Below are 20,787 nucleotides of genomic sequence, written 5' to 3'. Positions count from 1 at the left end.
GGTGGTAATCCCAATATGGTGTACTATGTATTCTACTCTCTCAGCACACAACTCATTATTTGGTTGCGGCATATAATATATAAACACGTGCTACTAAACTTTTGTTTGATAAATTACGAGAATTGGCAAAAAAGAGAAGGAACCAACGTCCCTTCCCTTCCCTTCACTTTAATTGTAATCACACTTAAATTTTGAAAACTCAGCTTCCGAACCTTCACCACTAGCATATAAACCAATGAGTACCCCTGTAAATCCTCCGGCAACTTCCGAGGAAAGGTATCTCGTCTGTGCCGTGCCTAAAAGGATTTCCTTGCCATCTGCCTGAATGAAGAAGCTATAGCGCTCATGACTTGACCGTATAACCAAAGTGGCATGATGCTCTTTTCCCCGTTCCACTTCATTTTCGACGGATTTTATATCCCCAATATTCAGACGCTCAATCACCTCATACCCGCTCTGCTCTTTCCGAATGGCCAGGTCATAATGATGCTGTTCATCCATGTAGATGGTGATGCCTGCCTCGCCATTCGTAAGACTTACATCAACAGAGATGGTCGCGTCAAAGTCTTTTTGACGTAGGCCAATGAATGTCGGGGATACCGGAACATCCAGTGTTACTTCGGTTCCTTTTAACTTTATTTTGCCTTGCTCTAACAAGTAATTTTCTGTATTGGGATGACGAAGATAACACCAGTCCAGATTCCAATCCGTGTTCTCAAACGTATAGCTTTTTTTCTCTTGTTGAATAACTGTGTCGGGAATACGATCGGTTTCAAAGCTCATAAGCGCGGTACCTTTATGCCCTGCCGTAAACCAGCCTTCCTCATCGAAGGTAACCGGCGTAAGGAATACTTCTCGGCCAAGATGATGATAGGTAAGCCATTGGCCTATCTGACGGAATCCCAAATGGAAAATCCACCAATTCCCTTCCTGGTCCTGAACCAGGTCGCCATGACCAACCCCCTGCAGTTCATAACCGCCCAAGTTACGATTGGTCAGAACAGGATTCTTGGCATAGGGTTCGAAAGGACCTGAAGGTGAATCTCCCCGGGCATACGTGACCATATGACCGTATTCGGTTCCGCCTTCCGATGCCATGAGGTAATAGTATCCATTCATTTTATACAAATGCGGGCTTTCCAGATAACGGCCGCCTGAACCTTGCCATATTGAACGGCTCGGGGTCTTTTTGTCACCTGCTTCAATGTCAATCTCACACTGAATGATTCCGCCAATGCCTTCATCGTCGGTCCCATTGCTCATAAAGAAGGCCTTACCGTCCTCAAAATACAAATCCGGGTCGATTCCTCCTTGATGCACAATAATGGGTTCTGACCACTCTCCGTATATATCATCTGTCCAAATGTAAAAATTCTGACGCGTGGTGTCGTTCGTCGTGGTCATATAGAATCGCCCGTTATTGTATCGTATCGTAGGGGCAAAGACGCCACCTGAGCTGCTCACCGTCTCCAGTTGAATCTGGCTTTTTCGGGTTAAACAATGACCGATTTGGGTCCAATTCAATAAATCTTTGCTTTCAAAAAGCGGGACACCCGGAAAATACTGAAATGAACTGCACACCAGATAATAAGTGTCCTCCACCTTGCAAATGCTTGGATCTGGATAGAACCCTTTAATGACCGGATTATTGAATTTCATTTGATCCACCTCTTTTTCTATAATTCGCATATTTGAGAATCCAACTTCATACGCAGATAAAAAAATTAAACACTATCGCAATCATACTTTCAATGCGTTAGAGTTGAAGGGTGAAGTTAATTTCATTAAATGAATATATATGTGATTTCAATAGATCTGGTTAGGAGATTATTAAAAATGATTAAAGCGAACGGAGAAGCAAGATTCATACCGTTATACGAGGCACTGGCAAGCGAGGTTCGATGGAGAATTATGGATTTGATTGCAGATCGCGGAATGAATGTGAAGGATATTGCGGCTGCGTTAGAACTCAGCCCTTCCATCGTCACGATGCACATCCGAAAGCTTGAGCAAGCCGGACTGATAGATAGCCGCAGGATACGCCTGAATGGAGGCACGCATAAATTATGTTTCCTCAAACCAAATAACATTGAGATCGAACTACCATCCGCCAGCCGGACAGCAAGAGTCAGAGAGCAGACCATTTCAGTGGGTCACTATACTGCATTTGAAGTCCATCCTACTTGCGGTCTTGGGACGCATGAGAAAGAAATCGGTGTTTGGGACGACCCACGATACTTTCTCGATCCTGAGCGGGTTCACGCTGCCATCCTCTGGTTTGGAAGAGGGTATGTCGAATACAAAACACCTAACTATATGCTTCCTGATCAGACTGCCAGAAGCATTGAAATTTCAGTGGAAATGGCTTCTGAGGCCCCGGGTTTACGAGATCATTGGCCATCAGATATCCGTTTTACGTTTAACGGTATTTCACTTGGTACCTGGACAAGCCCTGCTGATTTCGGAAGAGCTGCTCGGGGCAAATATACACCAGCATGGTGGCATCGCAATGTGAATCAATATGGATTATTAAAGACGATTCGTGTTGATGACTCGGGTACGTATATGGATGGAGAGTGGATGTCAGACGTGACGATCGAGGATATCCAACTGGAGGAACCATTCTGGACACTTCGATTCACGGTTGACGAGGAGGGGGCTAACGTCGGAGGATTAACACTCTATGGTTCAGGGTTCGGCAACCATGACCAGGATATTGTCATACGCGTACATCGTTAATCTTTCTTTATGTAGTAACGAATAATCCCGTTCTTCTCTTCAAACGCATCCCTTATTTGAAAGAACGGGATACTGCTTTACGCCGTTAAAGAAGTTTTCTATATTCAACTCCATGAACATGAATAAGTACGTTCTGGGCTGCCAACCTTTCGAAAAAATCCAACATGTCCCCAAAGGGATTCTCAAAATAGGCGATCAGGTGTTCATAATTTGCAGTGGATTTTAAAAAGTTATAGAAAAAATAGGGGTCCATGTTACCCACATCATCTTTACTGCCGAGAGAAACTTCCAACGTTTGGCCTGTTTCTGCATTCTCGAACAAACAATGCTCTCCGTGAACATCGAAATGCCATTTTCCACTTAAATATTCTTCACCATTTAATACTTCTTCATTGGAAAGCAAGTAGTATGCTCCATCGATGATCTCTTCCTTTTCAGCCTGGCTGGTTTCCAAGATTAATTTGTCGATCAGTTCTTGTGCAATTCTTTTGTACGTGTCCATCGCTTCCAATAATTCATCTGTTGTTTCTTTGGTTAAAGCGTGCATCTCTTTCCCCCAGCCTCTTTTCACCATTTACTTAGTTCTTATATGCCTTACCATAGACCCATTTTCCAGTTCTTGTTCCAATAACAAATCCAGCAATCCATCAGGAACTAGCTTTACATCATCCAATGTTGTTGAAAAATAAGTGATTGGTTTCCAACATGCCTTATAGCGGATAGAACCTTCTAATCCAACAAATTCTTCCTGATTGTATTGAGATTTATCTATAAATGACGCTTCATAGATAAAGTCAATTTCATGACCTAATTCATCTTCTATTCCAAAAATATTTTCAATAACGGAAATTAATCGGGGCTCTTCGATCTCTTGATCCAACTCTTCTTTGAGCTCCCTGATCAGAGTTTTCTTACTGTTCTCACCGAACTCTATCGTTCCACCAATAGGTCTGTAGAAAGTAGTTGAAATATCCGGGAAGTTAATTTCCTGAACCAAAATGCGATCTTCTTTCCTCAAAATAGCTAGTGAGACAGAACGAATTTTCATTTTTTTCTCCTTAACCTATGTTTGTTTCTATTCCTTTGTACTAAATGTTTGAATGTACTTTCTGGCATCGTCTCTGAATGTTTCCGTATAATGATCGTTTGTAAAATCTTTTAACACCTTTCGCCAGAACGCTATTGCAGGAGTGTTACTCTCCATCTGAGCAAGTGCCCAATCTGCTTTGTATAACTCAAATGTCTGCATCGCAGCAGCATATCCAACTCCACTTCTTCTAAACTTCTTCAGGATCATAAAATCATAGATTACATGTGTAGGATCTGGATCGGTATCTACATTTTCAAGAAGTACAGTAACAAAGCCTGCTATGGTGCCAGAAATCATAATGAAATATGGCCTCCACCTGTTATCACCTTCCCAAATGTATTCAATATTTACATCGTATTTGCCTTCTTGATTGATATCCTCGTTTGTAAATTCGCTGAAATCATAATGGTAGAGTTGATACAGATTCAATAACATATTTTTCTCTGCCAACGTTACCGGAATAAGGTCTACTATTATAATACCTCCTCTATTGACGGCTCGAACGCATCGCCTTTACATGTTTTAAACTGCTATCGTTTATAAAGTTTGTATATTCTTCGGATTCAACAGCATAGATCGCCACTTTCCCTTGTGAATTATGATGAATGCCCCAACCGTAACGTTTACCCAAGGAAGAAGTACGAAGACAGGGTTGTCCTTTGGAGAAAAACTTGGTTCTCTCTATGGATCTTTGTTCGTCGGGAATATCATTGCGCTGCGCGAACACTTCAAACATGACATCCTCTTGGGTATATTGATAAGGGTGGTTTGTTATCATTTCATACTGTAGAACTGGAACGGTTTTGCCGCCGTTTTTGGCTTTGGGGATCTCTGCCACTTTAACAGGACAATCTTCTGCTACTGCAATAAAAGTTTCATAATAGTTCATGTCTTTCATCTATATATCCTCCCATCATTTCAGAAAATTAAAGGATACGAATATACAATCCAGCTTGAGCTGTTTTATACATATTTCTTAAAAGCCTTGCTGGATTCCCCATCGTACCCTAACTTCGTATAAAAGCCATGTGCCTCGTATCTGGATGAACCGCTGGTGAGAAACACCTTTACACAATTTTTCTGTATGCATACATCCTCTATATACTTCATAAGTTCAGAACCATATCCCTTGCTCTGCACATGCTCCGTAATGATAACCCGCTCAACCACGCCAAACGGTCTATTTTCCACCAAAGCGTCCAGACAAATATGTAAATGCGCTGTCCCAATAACCTGATCACCGACTTCGTAAACAAATAAGAAACTGTTGGGATTATTCCTTACTTCTTCAATCCGCTCCGCCAGTACCTTCGTATTCAGGTTGTTTGGTAATAATTCGTTGTACAACCTTTCAATAACCTCGACATCCCTTGCTTCGGCCTCTCTGATCATCAGATTCCACTCCTCATTTTAAATAGTAACTTAATATGATGTCACCATTGTCCTCGAATTCACCCGTCTCCTGAAATCCGGATTTCTTATACAAAGCGTTTGCCACCCTGTTGTGCGGTACATGAGATACCCTGATTTGTTTGCAATCGGTTCTCTCTTTTAACTTACTTATTACTTCTTTGATTGCCAGTTTGGCATATCCTTTCCCCTGATATTTCTCATCAATCATGAATCGAAGTATCCAATAATACCCATCATTATATATCTCATTATCAAATAAAATAAAACCTACCATGCGGTCCTCTGCAAAAATCCCGAATGGCTTCGAGGTGATCTCCTTTGTCGCATGAATTAAGGAATCTGCATTGCTTGCGACCAAATTCAGTTGGTCTTCACGCGGTTTAAGCTGAATGCACGCTAATTCGTTCTCTGGGGTTATACGTTGTAGATTCACTTGCTGTGCTGCTGCTCGCACATCGATCTCTCCTTGCGCTAAAATGATGACTACGTTACGTCCATCATAACCCAAAAAGTGGTATATGCGAACAGTTCTTTCCTCTTTTCTCACCTGCTGATTTGTACTTCTTTTCCTTATAGATTCAGAACAAAAAACCACGGTTTCCCGTGGTCCATCCATTCCAGTATGTTTTATCCTACACCGACCCACTTACCAGTCTTCCTTCAAACCATACCGTTTGACGCGCAGACCTTCTGGCAACCGCTTCTGCCGAGCAGCTGGCTTCTACCAGTACAAAACTAGCTGTGTCCCCTACCTTTGGCCATACCTGTTGCCCCTCCGAATCCAGCGGAGTGATGCCATTTGTTACAAATGCAAGCGATTGAGACAAGGACCGTTCATCGCTATATCCGTACAGTTCGGCGAAACGGCCCGCTTTCTCCAGTTGATCTCCATTACCAAAAGGAGACCAATGATCCGTCAAACTGTCCGTCGCCAGCTTCACCTTCACCCCATGTTTATGCAGCATCGGGAGTGGCATCATCATTTTGCCGATAGGCACGGTCGAAGCCACGCTCATACCAAGGGAAGCCATTCGCTTGGCCATATCTTCCGCTTCCTGCTGCTCTGCTAGGGCGAACCAGAATGCATGACTCACGGTAACTTTGCCCTGAAGCCCCGCTTCTTCGGTCAGAGCAGCCAATTGCAGCAACGTTTGTTTACCTGATTCTCCAGCTTCATGCAGATGAATATCAATGCCTGCCTGGTGCTGAATAGCCAGTTCAACCATCGCGTCTAGGGACTTTTCCATATTCCCGTCTACGGTGCTAGGGTCAAGTCCGCCTACATGAGTAGCCCCTTCAGACATAGCTCGACGCATCAGCTCTACTGAATTTGAGCGGAGCAGCCCATGCTGCGGGAAAGCCACGATTTCAGAGGAGATTTTGCCCGAAAATGTCCCCAATACCTGCCGTGTTGCTTCCAGTCGCTTCAACCCGCTGACCGGTTCAATATTGCAATGACTGCGTACATGGGTGGAACCATATCCCTGAATCAAGGTCAGAATGCTCTCCGCCTGACGCTTCGCATCGGGTAATAGCTTGGGCAGCAACACCTTCTCTTCTTCGATACGTTCGAAAATGCTGGAGATGCGTCGCACCGCTTTCCATGGTCCGTCGTAATACGTTTTATCCAAATGAATATGCGCTTCCTCGAACGAAGGCAACAGCAGCAATCCTTTACCATCAACCTTTGGCAACTCGCTTGTTAATTCCGCATCCCCATCCACAATGGCTGCAATGACTCCATTTTCAATCCGCAGATGACCAAGGCTTGTCCGGGTGCCAGTTACCTGCCCGTCTTCCATTATATAACTTTGCTCCAATGATACGTTGGTTAACCAATATTCCTGTTTCAACATGGTCATTCCCTCTTTCCACTCGGTCGATCTTACATCGAATACCGATTCATCTGTGGTCCATGGTACCATAGGATTTCATTCAGCAAAAATAGTTAAAATGTTGGTGTTCCATACGATTTTCGTTTAGATATTATTGGACTTCCCCATTAGTATACGAAGTGTAATATATCCAAAAATTTGAATCACAAATACCATAACCACAAATTCAACCAGAATGCTGTTACCTGCACTTAAATCAGTCATGATATCTTTCAAAATGAGGCCAGGCTGCTTCAGGACATCCCAACTATTCCAGCGATTAAATCTCCCAATGTATACCCCTAGGCTGCTCAGGAGTAAAATAACGCCTACAACTACCATGCTGCCAAATTGGTTTAGTCGTTTATTTAACAATTCGTGGATTTGATGTATCGAGCAGATGGACAGAAGTAAACCCAGTATGGCTACGACAAACGTTAGGGTGAGGCTATACCAAAAATCAATATGAACCCAGAATTTAGTTTCCCCTTGAGGATCAAAGTATCTAAATGCATGCAGAATTTCTGTGAAAAGATATGCTGAATTCGGCAGAAAAAACAGCCAGCATGCACACATCACCCCGACCAGTGCGATGCTCGTTTTTGTAAGTTTCTTATTGCTGACATAACTAATGGTTGAAGAAACGATGAATGGTAGCCATGCCAAGAAAATGTCCCACGTTAAAAATTGATACATATTCGTGTTTGTTTTGGAACGCAAGTATACAGCAACAAATAGACAACCTATAGTAGCAACGATTAATACAATGCTTATTTTGAAATATGTAACTGATGTTCTGTTATGGTTCATTTCTTTTCCTCTATTCTGGATGATCCCTGTGTTCAGATCCCTCTTCATTGTTGTTGCTTTGCACACGCTCCGATTTAACCGCTCAACTACGCCAAATGGTTTCACTTCTTCAATCCGCTTCGCCAGTTCCTTCGTATTCCAGTTTGTAGAAGCAACTTCCATCATAACCCAAAATGTGGAATATGCGAACAACTTATAATTATCAGAGCCAGCGCGAGCGCCAGTGGCTGGGCTGTTCTCTGCCAATCGTTATTATATTTAATGAATCATACACACTCTATTTGGCCTAATTCCACGGATCAGGCATCGTTACGAATCGTAGACACCTTATTCCCTTGCTTTGCGGGTCTTTACGCATCAATCTGCAGGTTTTTACTGGAATAAGACGACTGAGATTCGTTAGCTTTTGCATTTCACGCTATTCCTCACAATAAGGTGTAGTAGATTCATTAGTGTCGTGGCCCAGAAGGAAAAGAAACTTCCGCAAATATTTTCGTTTTCGTCGCCCTTCTCCATTTTCCCTACTCCCTACTCCCTACTTCTAACATCGGAAAACACAAAAACAGGCACTAGGGAGCACCCAGTGTCTGTACGTATTCAGAAGTCTCAGCAAGTGAACACTTAGCTATTATCCTGCTGCTTCTTTTTTATATGAGCATTATATGAACATATTATAATCAGAAATTAAACCGCGCATGCCCGCCATCGGTTACGCCTTCGATCTGCTCGATATCCAGTAGTCTGCGCTTCATCTCCAGCCCTCCGCGAAATCCGGTCAGCTTGCGGTTGGCCCCGATAATGCGGTGACATGGCAGCAGTACCGGAATGGGGTTGGCTCCATTGGCGGCCCCAACAGCCCGTACCGCTGAGGGTCTTCCCACTGCAGCTGCAATGTCGCCATAGGTTCTTGTCTCACCATATGGAACACGCCCCAGTTCGGTCCAGACCTGCTGTTGGAACAGGGTTCCGATCAGATCAAGCGGGATTTCATTGGTAAAGGCTATTTTTTCTCCAGCAAAATAGGATTGCAGCCAATCCATCATGCCCGTCTGCTTCAATGCTGCTTCATTCTCTTCAAGCTCCACTCCAGGCGCAATGCGGCCAATCCAGCTGCTCCAGTCTTCCAGCGATTCATTGGGCATAATAACTCGGCATAACCCCTTTTCGGTGGCAAGCAATACCCACGGACGACCGTCCAGTTCCATTTTGGTCCACATGATGCTCTTTCTCATACGTCTATCGTCCTTTCCCCTCGTAGGTTCTATATCTGGTTTCTTTTCTCGTTATTCACACATACTACACACGAACCGTTTTTTTCAATTTTCGTTTCATGCTGCGGATAATCTGCTTTGTCTCCGGGTCAACACGATAGGACTCCGTTATTTTCTGAAGAGCCTTATTATACGTAAAGTCATCCAATGTATTGTCCTGCAGCAGATAACGCATAGTGACTTCTGGCTGCTTCACATAAGCGATGGAAATCGCCCAGGCCACAGCCATTTTCACATAATACGCCTCGTGCCTGATGTTATCTAATGAAGAAAGAACTTCATCAATATATTTTTCTTCCATATAAAAGTTCAACAGCATCACAACCCCAAAGCGAATGTCATACTCCTGGTTGGATACCAAATAGGGTTGCAAGAAATGCCACACCTGATCCAGATGTGCCTTTGTATATTTCAGGCCGCCGCAGAAGCTGTCGCATACCGACCAGTTATCTATTTTGGGAACAAACCAGGCAATATGTTGCAGAAGTTCCTCAATATCTGCTTGGGCATGACCGATGACCATCGCTTGCAGCATCACTTCTTCAAAATAATCATCGTCAGCGGTTTTCAGATAGGCACGCCAGTCCTCTTTGACGATTAGTTTCGCCATCTTGCGTATTTCAGGCAGTCTCACACCTAGCAGATTCGTGATATTCGGAATGAGCGCAGCCGCGAATTTCTGATATTCCGGTTCGACCAGAGATAACAATTGTGTTCTTACAACCGATTCCACATGACTCCTCCTCATCGGGGTTTCTACATCAAGTATATCCCGACAGCATTCATTTGTAAGCCCATATCGAATGTTTTAGCAAGATTACAATATCCATTTCCAGTGGTTGCTGTTTAATTTCCGTCCCATTTCGTTTAAGAATACGGAGTTGAATTCCATTCAGAAAGGAGACTGCATATGAACCGATCCCCTTCCATAAAAGATTTTTCGGTTGAAGAGATCACGGAACTCCTTGTTCAATCTGTGCAAACCCAGAACCTGCCCGAATTTTACAAATGGGCCAAGGAGCTACATCCGTACGATCTTTCACTCGTATATAAAAAATTCCCTGAAGAAGAGACGAAACGCTTCTTGCTCTTATTCAAACCAAACGTTCTCGCCGATATGGCAGAAGCGCTCACGCTTCACGAACAGGTGCATCTATTCGAACAGTTAGGCCCGGAGCGCACTCTTGAAGTCATGCAGCAAATGGACAAAAGTGATCTGATTCGCTTCATGCATGATCTGCCTCTCAAACGAAGGGAAGAACTGCTATCTACAATGAACCTGGATCACTCTTCGATCATCCGCTCCGTGCTGAACTATCCACCGGAGACGGCGGGACGAATCATGACCGATCGATACCGTACCCTGTTATCGCATGAAACCGCAAAGGAGGCGTTGAGAGAATCACAGACTACGCTGCACATCCCTGCGGCCAGTTACCTGTATGTCACTGATGATGAAGGCAAGTTGGTTGGTGTCGTGAGCTATCAGTCCCTCGCTCAGGCAGATGACAAGACCAAAGTGGAAGAGCTGATGACCCGGCGTGTCATCCATGCAACTGTCGATATGGACCAGGAAGAAGCTGCACAGCTGTTGCAGCGTTATGAGTTTATGGCGTTGCCTGTCGTGGATGAGAACCGGAGATTATGCGGTGTTATCCAAATGGATGATGTCATTGATATTATTATGGATGAAGCCAGTGAAGACCTTGCCAAGATGGGTGGCGGCAGTAAAGACATCGATTTTGATACCAAACCACTGGTTGCCGTCAGACGTCGCCTTCCTTGGCTGATTTTATTGTTATTTATCGGACTGATCTCGGGCAGCATCGTGGATTTTTTCGAGGACACGCTGAATCAGGTTGTGGCACTGGCGTTCTTCATGCCCATGATCGCCGGTATGACCGGGAATACGGGTACACAATCCCTTGCTGTCGTTGTGCGCGGACTGATTGGACGCAAGCTTGACAAAGCTACAGTGCTCGCGTTAATTGGACGTGAGATGAAGGTAGGTACGATGATTGGATTCGTATGCGGCGTGCTCATTACAGTTATCGCCTATTTTTGGCAAGGTGACTGGCTGCTCGGCGCCATTATTGGTGTATCCCTGTTCTTCACCCTCGTCATCGGCACACTTACAGGTACCTGTATTCCGCTCTTGTTAAGCCGCTTCAACGTCGATCCGGCTGTCGCCTCCGGTCCATTAATTACAACGCTCAATGATATTCTGTCGCTGTTTATCTATTTTGGCATCGCAACCCGTTTCCTGGGAGCATTGATGTAAATAACTGCTTTTCTCTACCGGGAAAACCATAAAAATACCATAAAACAAACAGACCAGATCCACCGGATCGGTCTGTTTGTTTTATGGTTTATACAAGACGTTTGCTTGCAGCAGAAATCTTTTTGCCAAACACCTATGTCATTCTTTTGTTTTTATTATAGATATCGAAAGCTACTGCCAGCAACAGTACCAGACCCTTAATGCCCTGCTGCCAGTCTATCCCCAAACCAATCAGGGACATGCCGTTGTTCAGAACCCCCATAACCAAACCACCGATGATCGCTCCAAATACAGTCCCGATTCCTCCGGAAGCGGAAGCTCCGCCGATAAAGCAGGCTGCAATGGCATCCAGCTCAAAGTTGGTACCGGCTCTGGGGGTAGCCGCATTCAGTCGTGCTGCGAAGATCAGGCCGGAAATGGCCGCCATCACGCCCATATTTACAAATACCCAGAATGTCACTTTTTTCGTTTTCACACCGGACAGACCGGCAGCCTTCTCATTGCCTCCAAGTGCATATACATGGCGCCCCATTACGGTGCGGTTCATGATGAAGGAATAGACGATAATCAATACAAACAGCAGAATCAGAATATTCGGAATGCCTGCATAGCTCGCAAGCATAAAGGTGAACAGATTCGTTACTGCAGCCACGACCAGCAGCTTGAGCAGGAAGAGCCCCTGAGACACAACCTCGAATCCGTATTTACGCTGGGAACGGCGCTCCCGCAGTTCGTTTACGATATACCAGACCGTGAGAACAACACCAACGATGATGGACACCAGACCCAGACCTGATAACTGAATATCAGGCAGGAAGCCTGAACTTATTTTCTGGAACCCGCCTGGAAAAGGAGAAATCGATTGCCCCTCCAGCACGATCATCGTCAACCCCCGGAAGAGCAGCATGCCTGCCAGGGTTACGATGAATGCCGGAATCCGCACATACGCAATCCAAAAGCCCTGCCACGCCCCAATCAGCGCACCAACCACCAAAGCAGCAATGACCGCCAGCCAGGCCGGAAGCTGCCAATCAACCATCATAATCGCTGCAACCGCGCCTACAAAAGCAGCGATCGAACCTACCGACAAATCGATATGTCCGGTAATAATGACCAGCACCATTCCGATCGCCAGCACCAGAATGTAACTGTTTTGCAGGATCAGATTTGTTATGTTAATCGGCTTGAGCAGCAATCCACCAGTCAGCACCTCGAACAACAGCATAATTACAACCAGTGCGATAATCATGCCATATTGCCGTATATTGTTTTTGAACAGTCTAGTTAACATTTCCATGCTTCCCGCCTCCTGACTTGGTCATATATCTCATCAACGTTTCTTGCGACGCTTCTTCCCGGCTGACTTGCCCCGTAATTCGCCCGGCATTCATCACGTAGATCCGGTCACATAGGCCCAGCACCTCTGGAAGCTCGGAAGAAATCACCAGCACGCCTTTACCCTCGGCGGCGAGCCGATGGATTATGGTATAGATTTCGAATTTGGCCCCGACATCGATCCCTCGTGTTGGTTCATCCAGAATGAGAATATCCGGACCGGCAAAAATCCATTTGCTCAGCACCACCTTCTGCTGGTTCCCGCCGCTCAAATTTCCGGTTTTCTGCAAAATGCTCGGTGCTTTGATATTCATGCTTTTTTTCATATCCTCGGCTACCAGCACTTCCTCTCGTTCGTTCACGACCGCATTTCTGGTCAGCTTGCCAAGACCTGTAAGCGAAATGTTCCGCTTGATATCGTCCATGAGAATCAGACCGTATTCCTTGCGGTCCTCTGTCACATAAGCGAAGCCGTTCTGAATCGCCTCAGTTACGCTGTTGTTCTGAATGGGTTTGCCATCCTTGATGAGTTGGCCCGTAATGCCGCGTCCATACGATTTGCCAAATATGCTCATGGCAAGCTCGGTACGTCCGGCCCCCATCAGACCGGCAATGCCCACAATCTCCCCACGCCTGATGTTCATGTTGACCTGATCCAGCACCTTCCGTTCAGCATGATGCTCGTGATACACGGTCCAGTCTTTCACTTCGAGAATCACTTCACCGATTTGCGCATGACGCTCCGGATAGCGGCTCGTCAAATCGCGGCCTACCATTCCGCTAATAATCCGATCTTCCGTCACCTTATCCTTTTTCATATCCAGCGTCTCAATGGTCTTGCCATCCCGCAAGATTGTTACCGAATCGGACACCTTGGACACCTCGTTCAACTTGTGGGATATCAGAATACAGGCGATGCCCTGCTTCTTGAATTCAAGCATCAACTGAAGCAAATTCTCACTGTCATGCTCATTCAGTGCAGCAGTGGGCTCATCCAGAATGAGCAGTCGTACCTTTTTGGAGAGCGCCTTTGCAATCTCAACCAGCTGCTGCTTGCCCACACCGATGCTGGATACAAGACTATTCGGATTTTCGCTCAGTCCCACTTTGGCGAGCAATTCCCGTGTGCCGACAAACGTTTCTTTCCAGTCGATGATCCCTTTGCTCGCACGCTCGTTACCCAGATATATATTTTCCGCAATTGAAAGGTAGGGAATCAGTGCCAGCTCCTGGTGGATGATGACAATACCCAGATCCTCACTTTGTTTAATATCCTTGAACTCACACGGTTTGCCCTGAAATAAAATCTCTCCTTCATATGTTCCATGTGGATATACACCGCTAAGCACCTTCATCAACGTGGATTTCCCTGCACCATTCTCACCGCATAGTGCATGAATCTCACCTTCTCTGACCTTGAGATTGACATTTTCCAGCGCTTTTACGCCGGGAAAGGTTTTGGTGATGCCCTTCATTTCCAGAATAATTCCGGCCATGAGATCTACTCCTTTCAATCGCTAGTTCAATCCGATTTCTTCCTTGGTATAATATTGACTGCCTACAATATCCTTCTCTACGTTCGTCCGATCCACGGAAATCGGGTCAAGCAAATAGGCCGGTACAATCTTTATTCCGTTGTTATAAGATTTATCGTCGTTCACTTCCGCCGATTTCCCTTGTAATATGCTATTGGCCATCTCTACCGTCTTCTCCGCCAGCTTGCGGGTATCCTTGAATACGGTCTGCGTCTGTTCTCCGGCCACAATGGATTTAATCGAAGCCAGTTCGGCATCCTGACCTGTAATCACTGGCAACGGCTTGTTTGCTGTGCCATAACCGATACCTTTCAATGATGAAATGATCCCGATACTGATCCCATCATAAGGGGATAACACCGCATCCAGGTTGTCTCCCGAGTAATAGGCACTGAGCAGATTATCCATACGCGATTGTGCCAGAGCGCCGTCCCAGCGCAGCGTTGCAATCTGGGCCATCGTCGTCTGCTTGCTTCGCACAACCAGCTTGCCGGAATCGATATATGGCTTGAGGATTGACATTGCACCATCAAAGAAGAAATAGGCGTTGTTGTCATCGGGGGAGCCGCCAAACAACTCTATGTTATAGGGTCCTTTCCCTTCCTTAAGCCCGAGCTTTTGCTCGATGTAGGACGCCTGCAGCACACCCACCTTGAAGTTATCAAACGTCGCATAATAGGTTAAATACGGCGTATTTCGGATAAGCCGATCGTATGAAATGACCTGTATGCCCTCGTCATGCGCTTTCTTGATTACATCTGTCAGCGTATTGCCATCCACAGAAGCAATCACCATCACGTCTACACCCTTGGTGATCATGTTCTCAATCTGAGAAATCTGATTCTCCACCACGTCCTCCGCATACTGCAGATCCGTTTTGTACCCCTGCTCCTGAAAAAGGCGGACCATGTTCTCCCCATCCCCAACCCAGCGTTCGGAGGATTTGGTAGGCATCGAAATGCCGACATACCCTTTTTCCTTACTGCCTGTTCCACTCTCGGCCAGATTGCAGGCAGATAGCACTATGGTCATCACCAGAAGCCAGATGAGCAGTGCTCCTTTTTTCATAAGAACTTCCCCTTTCCTCAAATCATGTGAACTTCAACGACTCATTAGGATAACGCTTACAATGTATCGCATTTATGTAAGCGGTTATTTCTTTCTGAATCCATCGTAGCATGCCGAAACAAGAGAGGTCTTTGCTGCATTTGAACCTTTTTTATAAAATTTCAACTTTTGTAAAGAGCGGAATATGGAACTACGGATGAGCAGACTTGCCGTGCAGAAGAAATAATGCGGACAGCAGCTAACAACAAAAAAAGGGAGCTGCTCCGCTTGATACAAGCAGAACAAATCCCTTGATGAATATCCCTTGTTCAACCAGCCTATCCTCTCTTGGATGACGTCACAATCCTCGTACCTCCACTTTTGCGGTACTGTGCAGGTGAAATGCCCATCGTTTTTTTGAATGCGGTACTGAAATAATGCTGTGTATCGTAACCCACATGCTCAGCAATTTGGTGCACAGGCAGTACCGTAGAATCCAGCAGCTGTACTGCCTTCCGGATGCGAGCATGCGTAACAAGGGTCACGAAGGAATCATCCAACTCTTTTTTGAGCACCCGACTCAAATATACCGGAGACACTTGCAGACGGGAAGCAAGCGTGTCCAGTGTCAGATTCCGATTCGCATATTCCGCTTGAATAAGCTGTCTTGCCCGGCGCACCAGCGGTGACAGCCGAACTTCGCCATATACCAATTCACGACACTCGCGATACGTATTCGGCGCTTCCTCCACGGTACCGGTATGCATCTCCATATGGGCGTGGACAGCGATGTTCAGGCATGAAATGACGGTCTGCTCAATGGAAGACTCCAGATCTTCCGATGCCGCCTGCCATAAACAGATGCCAATCAGTCCATTCGGGTCCCGGAACAGCACATACGGCAGGTCCCCCAGTAATTCGGCAACGATATTTTCCGTGGCAAAAAGGAATAATTGACGATCATTCTCCCGCATAAGGGTCTGGCGTGCTTCTGCCGCGGGCCAGCGTACGATTCCAATCTGCACAGGCGGTTCCGATGGCAGACGCAAAAAGGTGAGCTGCTCGATCAGCCCTTTTCCCTCGATTTGGCCCTCCAGCCAATCCAGGCAAAAACGTTGACGAAGCAGCGGAATATTGCGTTCAATCTGATCTGCAGCCTGTTTTACATATGCTGTTCGCTTATGCTCTTCATCCATACGCTGACGCAGACGTGCAAGTGCAGCATACAGCTGCTCCGATTGTACAGGCTTCAAGATGTAATCCTCTACCCCTAGCCGAACAGCCTCCTGTGCATAAGCAAATTCATCATGTCCAGACACGATCAGACAGCGGCAATTGGGACAATGATCCTGAAGGCCGCGTATCAAGTCAATCCCGTTCAGAAAGGGCATGTTCATATCGACCAATACGATATCCACGCACAGATCTACAGCCAGTTCCAGCGCTTCCTCCCCGTCCTCGGCTTCTCCGGCAACCTCCATGCCCAGTGCAGTCCAGTTGATCGAATCCCGGATGCCTTCCCGAATAATGGGCTCATCATCAGCAATCAGAACCCGGTAATATCTCCCCAAAGGCTCTGTTTCTGTTGCAGCCGATGCTGTCATCCCTTCCGCAGAAGTCCATGTTGTTGATGCTGTAAAATGTTTCATTCGCTCCCCTCCCTCGCTTTACTGTCCAATAACTGCACCGCCGGAAGTTCTTGCAGTAACGGGTGAACGATCGTCACGCATGTACCATTTCCTTCCTTGCTGCCCAGTACAATACCGTATTCTTCGCCGAACGTCAGGCGAAGACGGGCCTGTACATTCAACATTCCGTAGCTTTTTCCCGCTTTTCCGGACAGCGACGCCGATTCCAAACTTTCCATAGGGGCTGCCAGAAGCTGTTCCATTTCTGCCAACCGCTCCCTGGACATGCCTGCTCCATCGTCCTGAATCAACAGCAGCAGTTTGCCCTGTTCTATTTTGGCCTCGACCCGAATCTTGCCAGGCCCTCGCCTGCCCTTGATCCCATGATAGATCGCGTTTTCTACAAGAGGCTGGAGCAACAGTTTGAGCACAAACAACTCCCGTATATCATCGGGAACAATTAATTCATACTGCAAACGATCACGGTACCGGGTCTGTTGGATTTTCAAATAACTGGTAATATGTTCAAGCTCGGCGTGTAGTGTAAGGAAGTCATTCCCTTTGCTGAGACCGATGCGAAAAAGCCGGGACAGGGCGCCAACCATCTCGGATACATCATCCGCGCCTTCCTTGCGAGCCATCCAATGGATCGTATCCAGCGTATTGTATAAAAAATGAGGTTTGATATGCTCCTGCAAACTGCGCATCTCTGCCTCCCGCTTCTGCCGCTCCTTTAATTCATTAAGGGATATGAGTTGCCGGATCTGTGCCAGCATGCGGTTAAAACTTCTGCCCAGCATACCGATCTCATCAGCACGGTCGCTCCAGCGGCCCGACATGAGATTTCCCGTTTCGGCCCTGCGCATGTAAGACATCAGCCGGAAGATCGGCTGCGCAATGGAGCGCGAAAACCACAGGGAAGTGCTCAGACCGAACAAACAAACCACGAATACAAAACTGACCACATAAAACTGAATTTGGCGTACCTCCGTTATGGATTCCCGGGCGGGAAACACCCCTACGGTTCTCCATCCCGTGAACGTGGAGGATTGATACAGAAATAACAGCTCCTTCCCATCAGCTTCGGCGTTAAATGTCCCGCTGTCACCAGACTTGAACCAGTCTGCAGGAATCTGTTCAACCAGCGGATGCTCCGGCATATAGACGCTCCGTCCTTCTGCATCCGTCACCATCACATAGCCCGATTTTCCCAGGGTTACATTTCTGGCTGCCTGAGAGACAGATCGCAGCTTGAGGTCAATCATAATGACACCCAGTACACGACCTGACACTTCATCTGTTATGGAGCGCGCAACCGATACGATTTCATTATCCTTATACCGTACATGTGTCGTAATATTTCGCTCCCTTGGCTGACCCAGCACTGTAAAAATGCCAGGATTCGCCGAAGCCCTTTTGTACCAGTCCTCCCGGGTTAGACTTTGCTTCGCGCGGGGGTACATTTCATTGCTGATATAGTCACCGCTTCCATTAGCAAGAACGATTCCGGCAATCTCAGGATACAACGTCGTGAACCCCTGCAAAGTTTGCTTGATTCCATACAGCTGATCCTGATCCGTTACATTTGGTTCCCTTTCCGATGTAATAGTGCCCGTGCCAGTATCGTTATCCGACGCCGTTTTTCCTTTCATAAAAGCGATAATGTCGGGATCAAATGCAATCAGATACGTCATGTTTTGCAGGTTCTCCATCTTGCTGTCAAGCGCTTCATTTACTTTGCCGATGAGCTGCATCGTATGTCCCTCAACCTGTCGCTCCACAATCCGCTCTACGGTCCAGTTCACCAACAACCCCAGTCCTACAGAAGGCACGATTGCAAATAACAAAAAGAGCAGCATCAGCTGATAACGGAGCGGCATATTACGCAAGCGCAAACGGTGCAGGCTCTTCTTCATCCTGTTGCGGATCGCTTCCCTGCTCCGGCTGCTCCCCTGCCGATTGGGTTTATTTGGCATAATAATCATCTACATTCGCGCTTGTCACCACAGAGATTCCGGTATCCACCGTTACCGGCAGCGGTGCATTCTCACCTGAAGTGGATGGGGCAGGTACGGTTAGCTGATGATGCAGATGGAATAAATATTGAAGCGACCAGTACCCCATATTCCAGGTTCCCTGCGCAATTGTAGCCGAAATCGTGCCGCCCTTGATCATATCCAGCGTGGCCTTGTTTGTATCAAAAGATATAATTTTGAGCGAACGTCCAACCTTGGAATTCTGGACAGCTTCACCCGCACCTGCTCCTCCGGTCGCCTCGGTCACAAAAATACCCGCCAGCTTCGGGTGTGCCTTCATCAGTCTAAGCGTCTCGTCCCTTGATACCATCGCATCTCCGTGTCCATCCGCAACTTCCACCACCTTCATGGATGGATAACGCTGCTCAATCGTATCGCGGAAGCCCTTGGCGCGCTCCTCATGATTCTGCTGTCCAGGCAGAGTCAGCACGGCGACTTCCCCTTCGCGGGCCATCAGCTCGGCCATTTTGTCAGCAGCCGTTACACCCGCCTTGTAATTGTCCGTTCCGAGAAAAGAATATGCCCGGCTTGCGGGTGCATCCGCATCAAACAATACGACGGGAATGTCCGCGTCGATGGCCTTGTTAATTGCGGGAATCAGTGATTGCGGATCGATCGCAGAGATGGCAATTCCCGCTGGTTTGCGTGCAATGGCCTGTTCGATCACCGTTGTCTGTTCCTTTGCATCGTACCGGGTAGCACCGCGATACTCCACGGTTACGCCAAGCGCATCTCCTGCGTCCTCGAAGCCTTTCAGCGGGCTCTTCCAATATTCCAGCCCGGACTGGAATGTGATCATCATGTACGTTTCGCCAATATCCCCGCGCAGTCCCCTGTCTTCCCAGGAGCCATTCACCTGGCTGGAGTATTCGAACCGAAGCACATACAATGCAAATGCCGAGATTAGCAAAATATAAACCAGCAGCATTTTTTTCATTCCGTTCACTTCCTCCAATAATCTGTCGGCTTGCATTTCGATTAAATTGTAAACGCAATCATAAAAAAAAGAAACCACTCTTCATCTTCCAGTGATATCCTTCTGTCCCTACCCAAGGACCTACCTGCTGCAATAATGTACTATAAGCCTATGCAATCCCGCAGTATGATCAAGCAACAAACACACTGGGAGGCATTATGAATTTCACATCCTTTTTGATCTATTGCATTGTCGTTACCTTTACACCTGGACCCAGCAATATCGTCATTCTATCTTCCACTCAGAAGGTAGGCCCGCGAAAAACCATGCCATACGTTGGGGGCGCCACACTTGCATTTGGTCTGCTGCTTACCGCTTCAGCATTTCTCAATCATCTTCTTGCTGGAGTACTGCCCGGCATTCTTCGTGTAATGCAACTGGTCGGTAGTATGTATATGATATACTTGGCCTATCAAGTCTATAAAATGGGTTCCACCGAGACAGAAGCAAAGCACATTACCGGTTTTCTGAACGGTTTAATTATGCAATTTGTGAATCCGAAAGTAGTCCTGTTCACGTTCACCGTCATTCCCAGTTATGTATTGCCTTATTACGATAGCTCGTTATCATCATTTCTGTTTGTCATGCTGATTACTGTAATTGGATTTCTGGCCTATTCCAGCTGGGTCGTATTTGGGGCAGTATTCAGAACATTGCTGAATCGTCATCAAAAAGTACTGAGTATCCTTATGGCCCTCTTTTTGCTATACTCAGCCATTATGGTGTCAGGAATCATCTAGCGCTTGGAGGTG

20 protein-coding genes are annotated in these 20,787 nt (G+C 46.4%); 3 read left to right on the top strand and 17 right to left on the bottom strand.

Going from position 1 to position 20,787, the window contains the following annotated elements; translation table 11 throughout:
• Positions 1–168: 168 nt before the first annotated feature.
• Positions 169–1,659: a glycoside hydrolase family 43 protein gene (locus ACFTRD_RS13785; protein WP_379380642.1), complete on the bottom strand. Its 1,491-nt coding sequence runs from the start codon at positions 1,657–1,659 to the stop codon at positions 169–171.
• Positions 1,660–1,836: 177 nt separating this feature from the next.
• Between ACFTRD_RS13785 and ACFTRD_RS13780 the strand changes: the two genes are divergently transcribed.
• The gene (locus ACFTRD_RS13780; RefSeq protein ID WP_379380640.1) at positions 1,837–2,739 is read left to right on the top strand and encodes an ArsR/SmtB family transcription factor; all 903 of its coding nucleotides are present in this window, start codon (positions 1,837–1,839) and stop codon (positions 2,737–2,739) included.
• 85 nt (positions 2,740–2,824) lie between these two features.
• On the opposite strand, the gene ACFTRD_RS13775 is transcribed toward ACFTRD_RS13780, so the two are convergent.
• The 10 genes from ACFTRD_RS13775 to ACFTRD_RS13730 form a co-directional block, all read right to left on the bottom strand.
• Positions 2,825–3,313 carry a DUF6896 domain-containing protein gene (locus ACFTRD_RS13775; protein WP_379380638.1) on the bottom strand — a complete coding sequence of 163 codons (489 nt, stop codon included), beginning with the start codon at positions 3,311–3,313 and terminating at the stop codon, positions 2,825–2,827.
• Positions 3,314–3,787: an NUDIX hydrolase gene (locus tag ACFTRD_RS13770; protein WP_379380636.1), complete on the bottom strand. Its 474-nt coding sequence runs from the start codon at positions 3,785–3,787 to the stop codon at positions 3,314–3,316.
• Between the two features lie 27 nt (positions 3,788–3,814).
• Positions 3,815–4,264 (bottom strand): GNAT family N-acetyltransferase, encoded by a 450-nt coding sequence (locus ACFTRD_RS13765; RefSeq protein WP_379380634.1) that lies wholly within the window; start codon positions 4,262–4,264, stop codon positions 3,815–3,817.
• 52 nt (positions 4,265–4,316) lie between these two features.
• Positions 4,317–4,727, bottom strand: coding sequence for a DUF6157 family protein (locus ACFTRD_RS13760; protein ID WP_379380632.1), 411 nt, complete (start codon positions 4,725–4,727; stop codon positions 4,317–4,319).
• A gap of 65 nt (positions 4,728–4,792) precedes the next feature.
• On the bottom strand, positions 4,793–5,221 hold the full coding sequence (locus ACFTRD_RS13755; protein WP_379380630.1) for a GNAT family N-acetyltransferase: 429 nt from the start codon (positions 5,219–5,221) through the stop codon (positions 4,793–4,795).
• 13 nt (positions 5,222–5,234) lie between these two features.
• The gene (locus tag ACFTRD_RS13750; RefSeq protein ID WP_379380627.1) at positions 5,235–5,858 is read right to left on the bottom strand and encodes a GNAT family N-acetyltransferase; all 624 of its coding nucleotides are present in this window, start codon (positions 5,856–5,858) and stop codon (positions 5,235–5,237) included.
• A gap of 16 nt (positions 5,859–5,874) precedes the next feature.
• Complete coding sequence (locus ACFTRD_RS13745) at positions 5,875–7,098, bottom strand: amidohydrolase (RefSeq protein WP_379380625.1); 1,224 nt, start codon at positions 7,096–7,098, stop codon at positions 5,875–5,877.
• A gap of 123 nt (positions 7,099–7,221) precedes the next feature.
• A complete protein-coding gene (locus ACFTRD_RS13740) occupies positions 7,222–8,031 on the bottom strand; it encodes a DUF1361 domain-containing protein (RefSeq protein ID WP_379380623.1) in 810 nt (269 codons plus the stop codon).
• A 572-nt stretch (positions 8,032–8,603) separates the two neighbouring features.
• The gene (locus ACFTRD_RS13735) at positions 8,604–9,158 is read right to left on the bottom strand and encodes a methylated-DNA--[protein]-cysteine S-methyltransferase (protein ID WP_379380621.1); all 555 of its coding nucleotides are present in this window, start codon (positions 9,156–9,158) and stop codon (positions 8,604–8,606) included.
• Positions 9,159–9,222: 64 nt separating this feature from the next.
• A complete protein-coding gene (locus ACFTRD_RS13730; protein ID WP_379380619.1) occupies positions 9,223–9,930 on the bottom strand; it encodes a DNA alkylation repair protein in 708 nt (235 codons plus the stop codon).
• 177 nt (positions 9,931–10,107) lie between these two features.
• Here ACFTRD_RS13730 and mgtE point away from each other — a divergent pair, with 177 nt between their 5' ends.
• Positions 10,108–11,478 carry a magnesium transporter gene (mgtE, locus tag ACFTRD_RS13725; RefSeq protein ID WP_379380617.1) on the top strand — a complete coding sequence of 457 codons (1,371 nt, stop codon included), beginning with the start codon at positions 10,108–10,110 and terminating at the stop codon, positions 11,476–11,478.
• A gap of 133 nt (positions 11,479–11,611) precedes the next feature.
• Here mgtE and mmsB read toward each other — a convergent pair whose 3' ends face one another.
• The 6 genes from mmsB to ACFTRD_RS13695 all read right to left on the bottom strand — a co-directional run bounded on the left by mmsB (position 11,612) and on the right by ACFTRD_RS13695 (position 19,996).
• Positions 11,612–12,775, bottom strand: coding sequence for a multiple monosaccharide ABC transporter permease (gene mmsB / locus ACFTRD_RS13720; protein WP_379380615.1), 1,164 nt, complete (start codon positions 12,773–12,775; stop codon positions 11,612–11,614).
• Positions 12,759–14,309, bottom strand: a complete 1,551-nt coding sequence (mmsA, locus tag ACFTRD_RS13715) for a multiple monosaccharide ABC transporter ATP-binding protein (protein ID WP_192270001.1) — start codon at positions 14,307–14,309, stop codon at positions 12,759–12,761. The genes mmsB and mmsA overlap by 17 nt, the downstream gene beginning before the upstream one ends.
• 21 nt (positions 14,310–14,330) lie before the next feature.
• A complete protein-coding gene (gene chvE, locus ACFTRD_RS13710; protein WP_379380613.1) occupies positions 14,331–15,416 on the bottom strand; it encodes a multiple monosaccharide ABC transporter substrate-binding protein in 1,086 nt (361 codons plus the stop codon).
• Positions 15,417–15,733: 317 nt separating this feature from the next.
• Entirely contained in the window at positions 15,734–16,999 is a 1,266-nt protein-coding gene (locus ACFTRD_RS13705) for a response regulator (protein WP_379381356.1), read from the bottom strand.
• A gap of 41 nt (positions 17,000–17,040) precedes the next feature.
• Positions 17,041–19,008, bottom strand: a complete 1,968-nt coding sequence (locus tag ACFTRD_RS13700) for a cache domain-containing sensor histidine kinase (protein WP_379380611.1) — start codon at positions 19,006–19,008, stop codon at positions 17,041–17,043.
• Positions 18,989–19,996, bottom strand: a complete 1,008-nt coding sequence (locus ACFTRD_RS13695) for a substrate-binding domain-containing protein (protein WP_379380609.1) — start codon at positions 19,994–19,996, stop codon at positions 18,989–18,991. The genes ACFTRD_RS13700 and ACFTRD_RS13695 overlap by 20 nt, the downstream gene beginning before the upstream one ends.
• A 197-nt stretch (positions 19,997–20,193) precedes the next feature.
• Here ACFTRD_RS13695 and ACFTRD_RS13690 point away from each other — a divergent pair, with 197 nt between their 5' ends.
• A complete protein-coding gene (locus tag ACFTRD_RS13690) occupies positions 20,194–20,775 on the top strand; it encodes a LysE family translocator (RefSeq protein ID WP_379380607.1) in 582 nt (193 codons plus the stop codon).
• Positions 20,776–20,787: the final 12 nt, after the last annotated feature.

The organism is Paenibacillus sp. NPDC056933 (assembly GCF_042674385.1).
GTDB lineage: Bacteria > Bacillota > Bacilli > Paenibacillales > Paenibacillaceae > Paenibacillus.
Note: the sequence above shows the minus strand (reverse complement) of the source record. Positions and strands in the feature narration are given on the sequence as shown.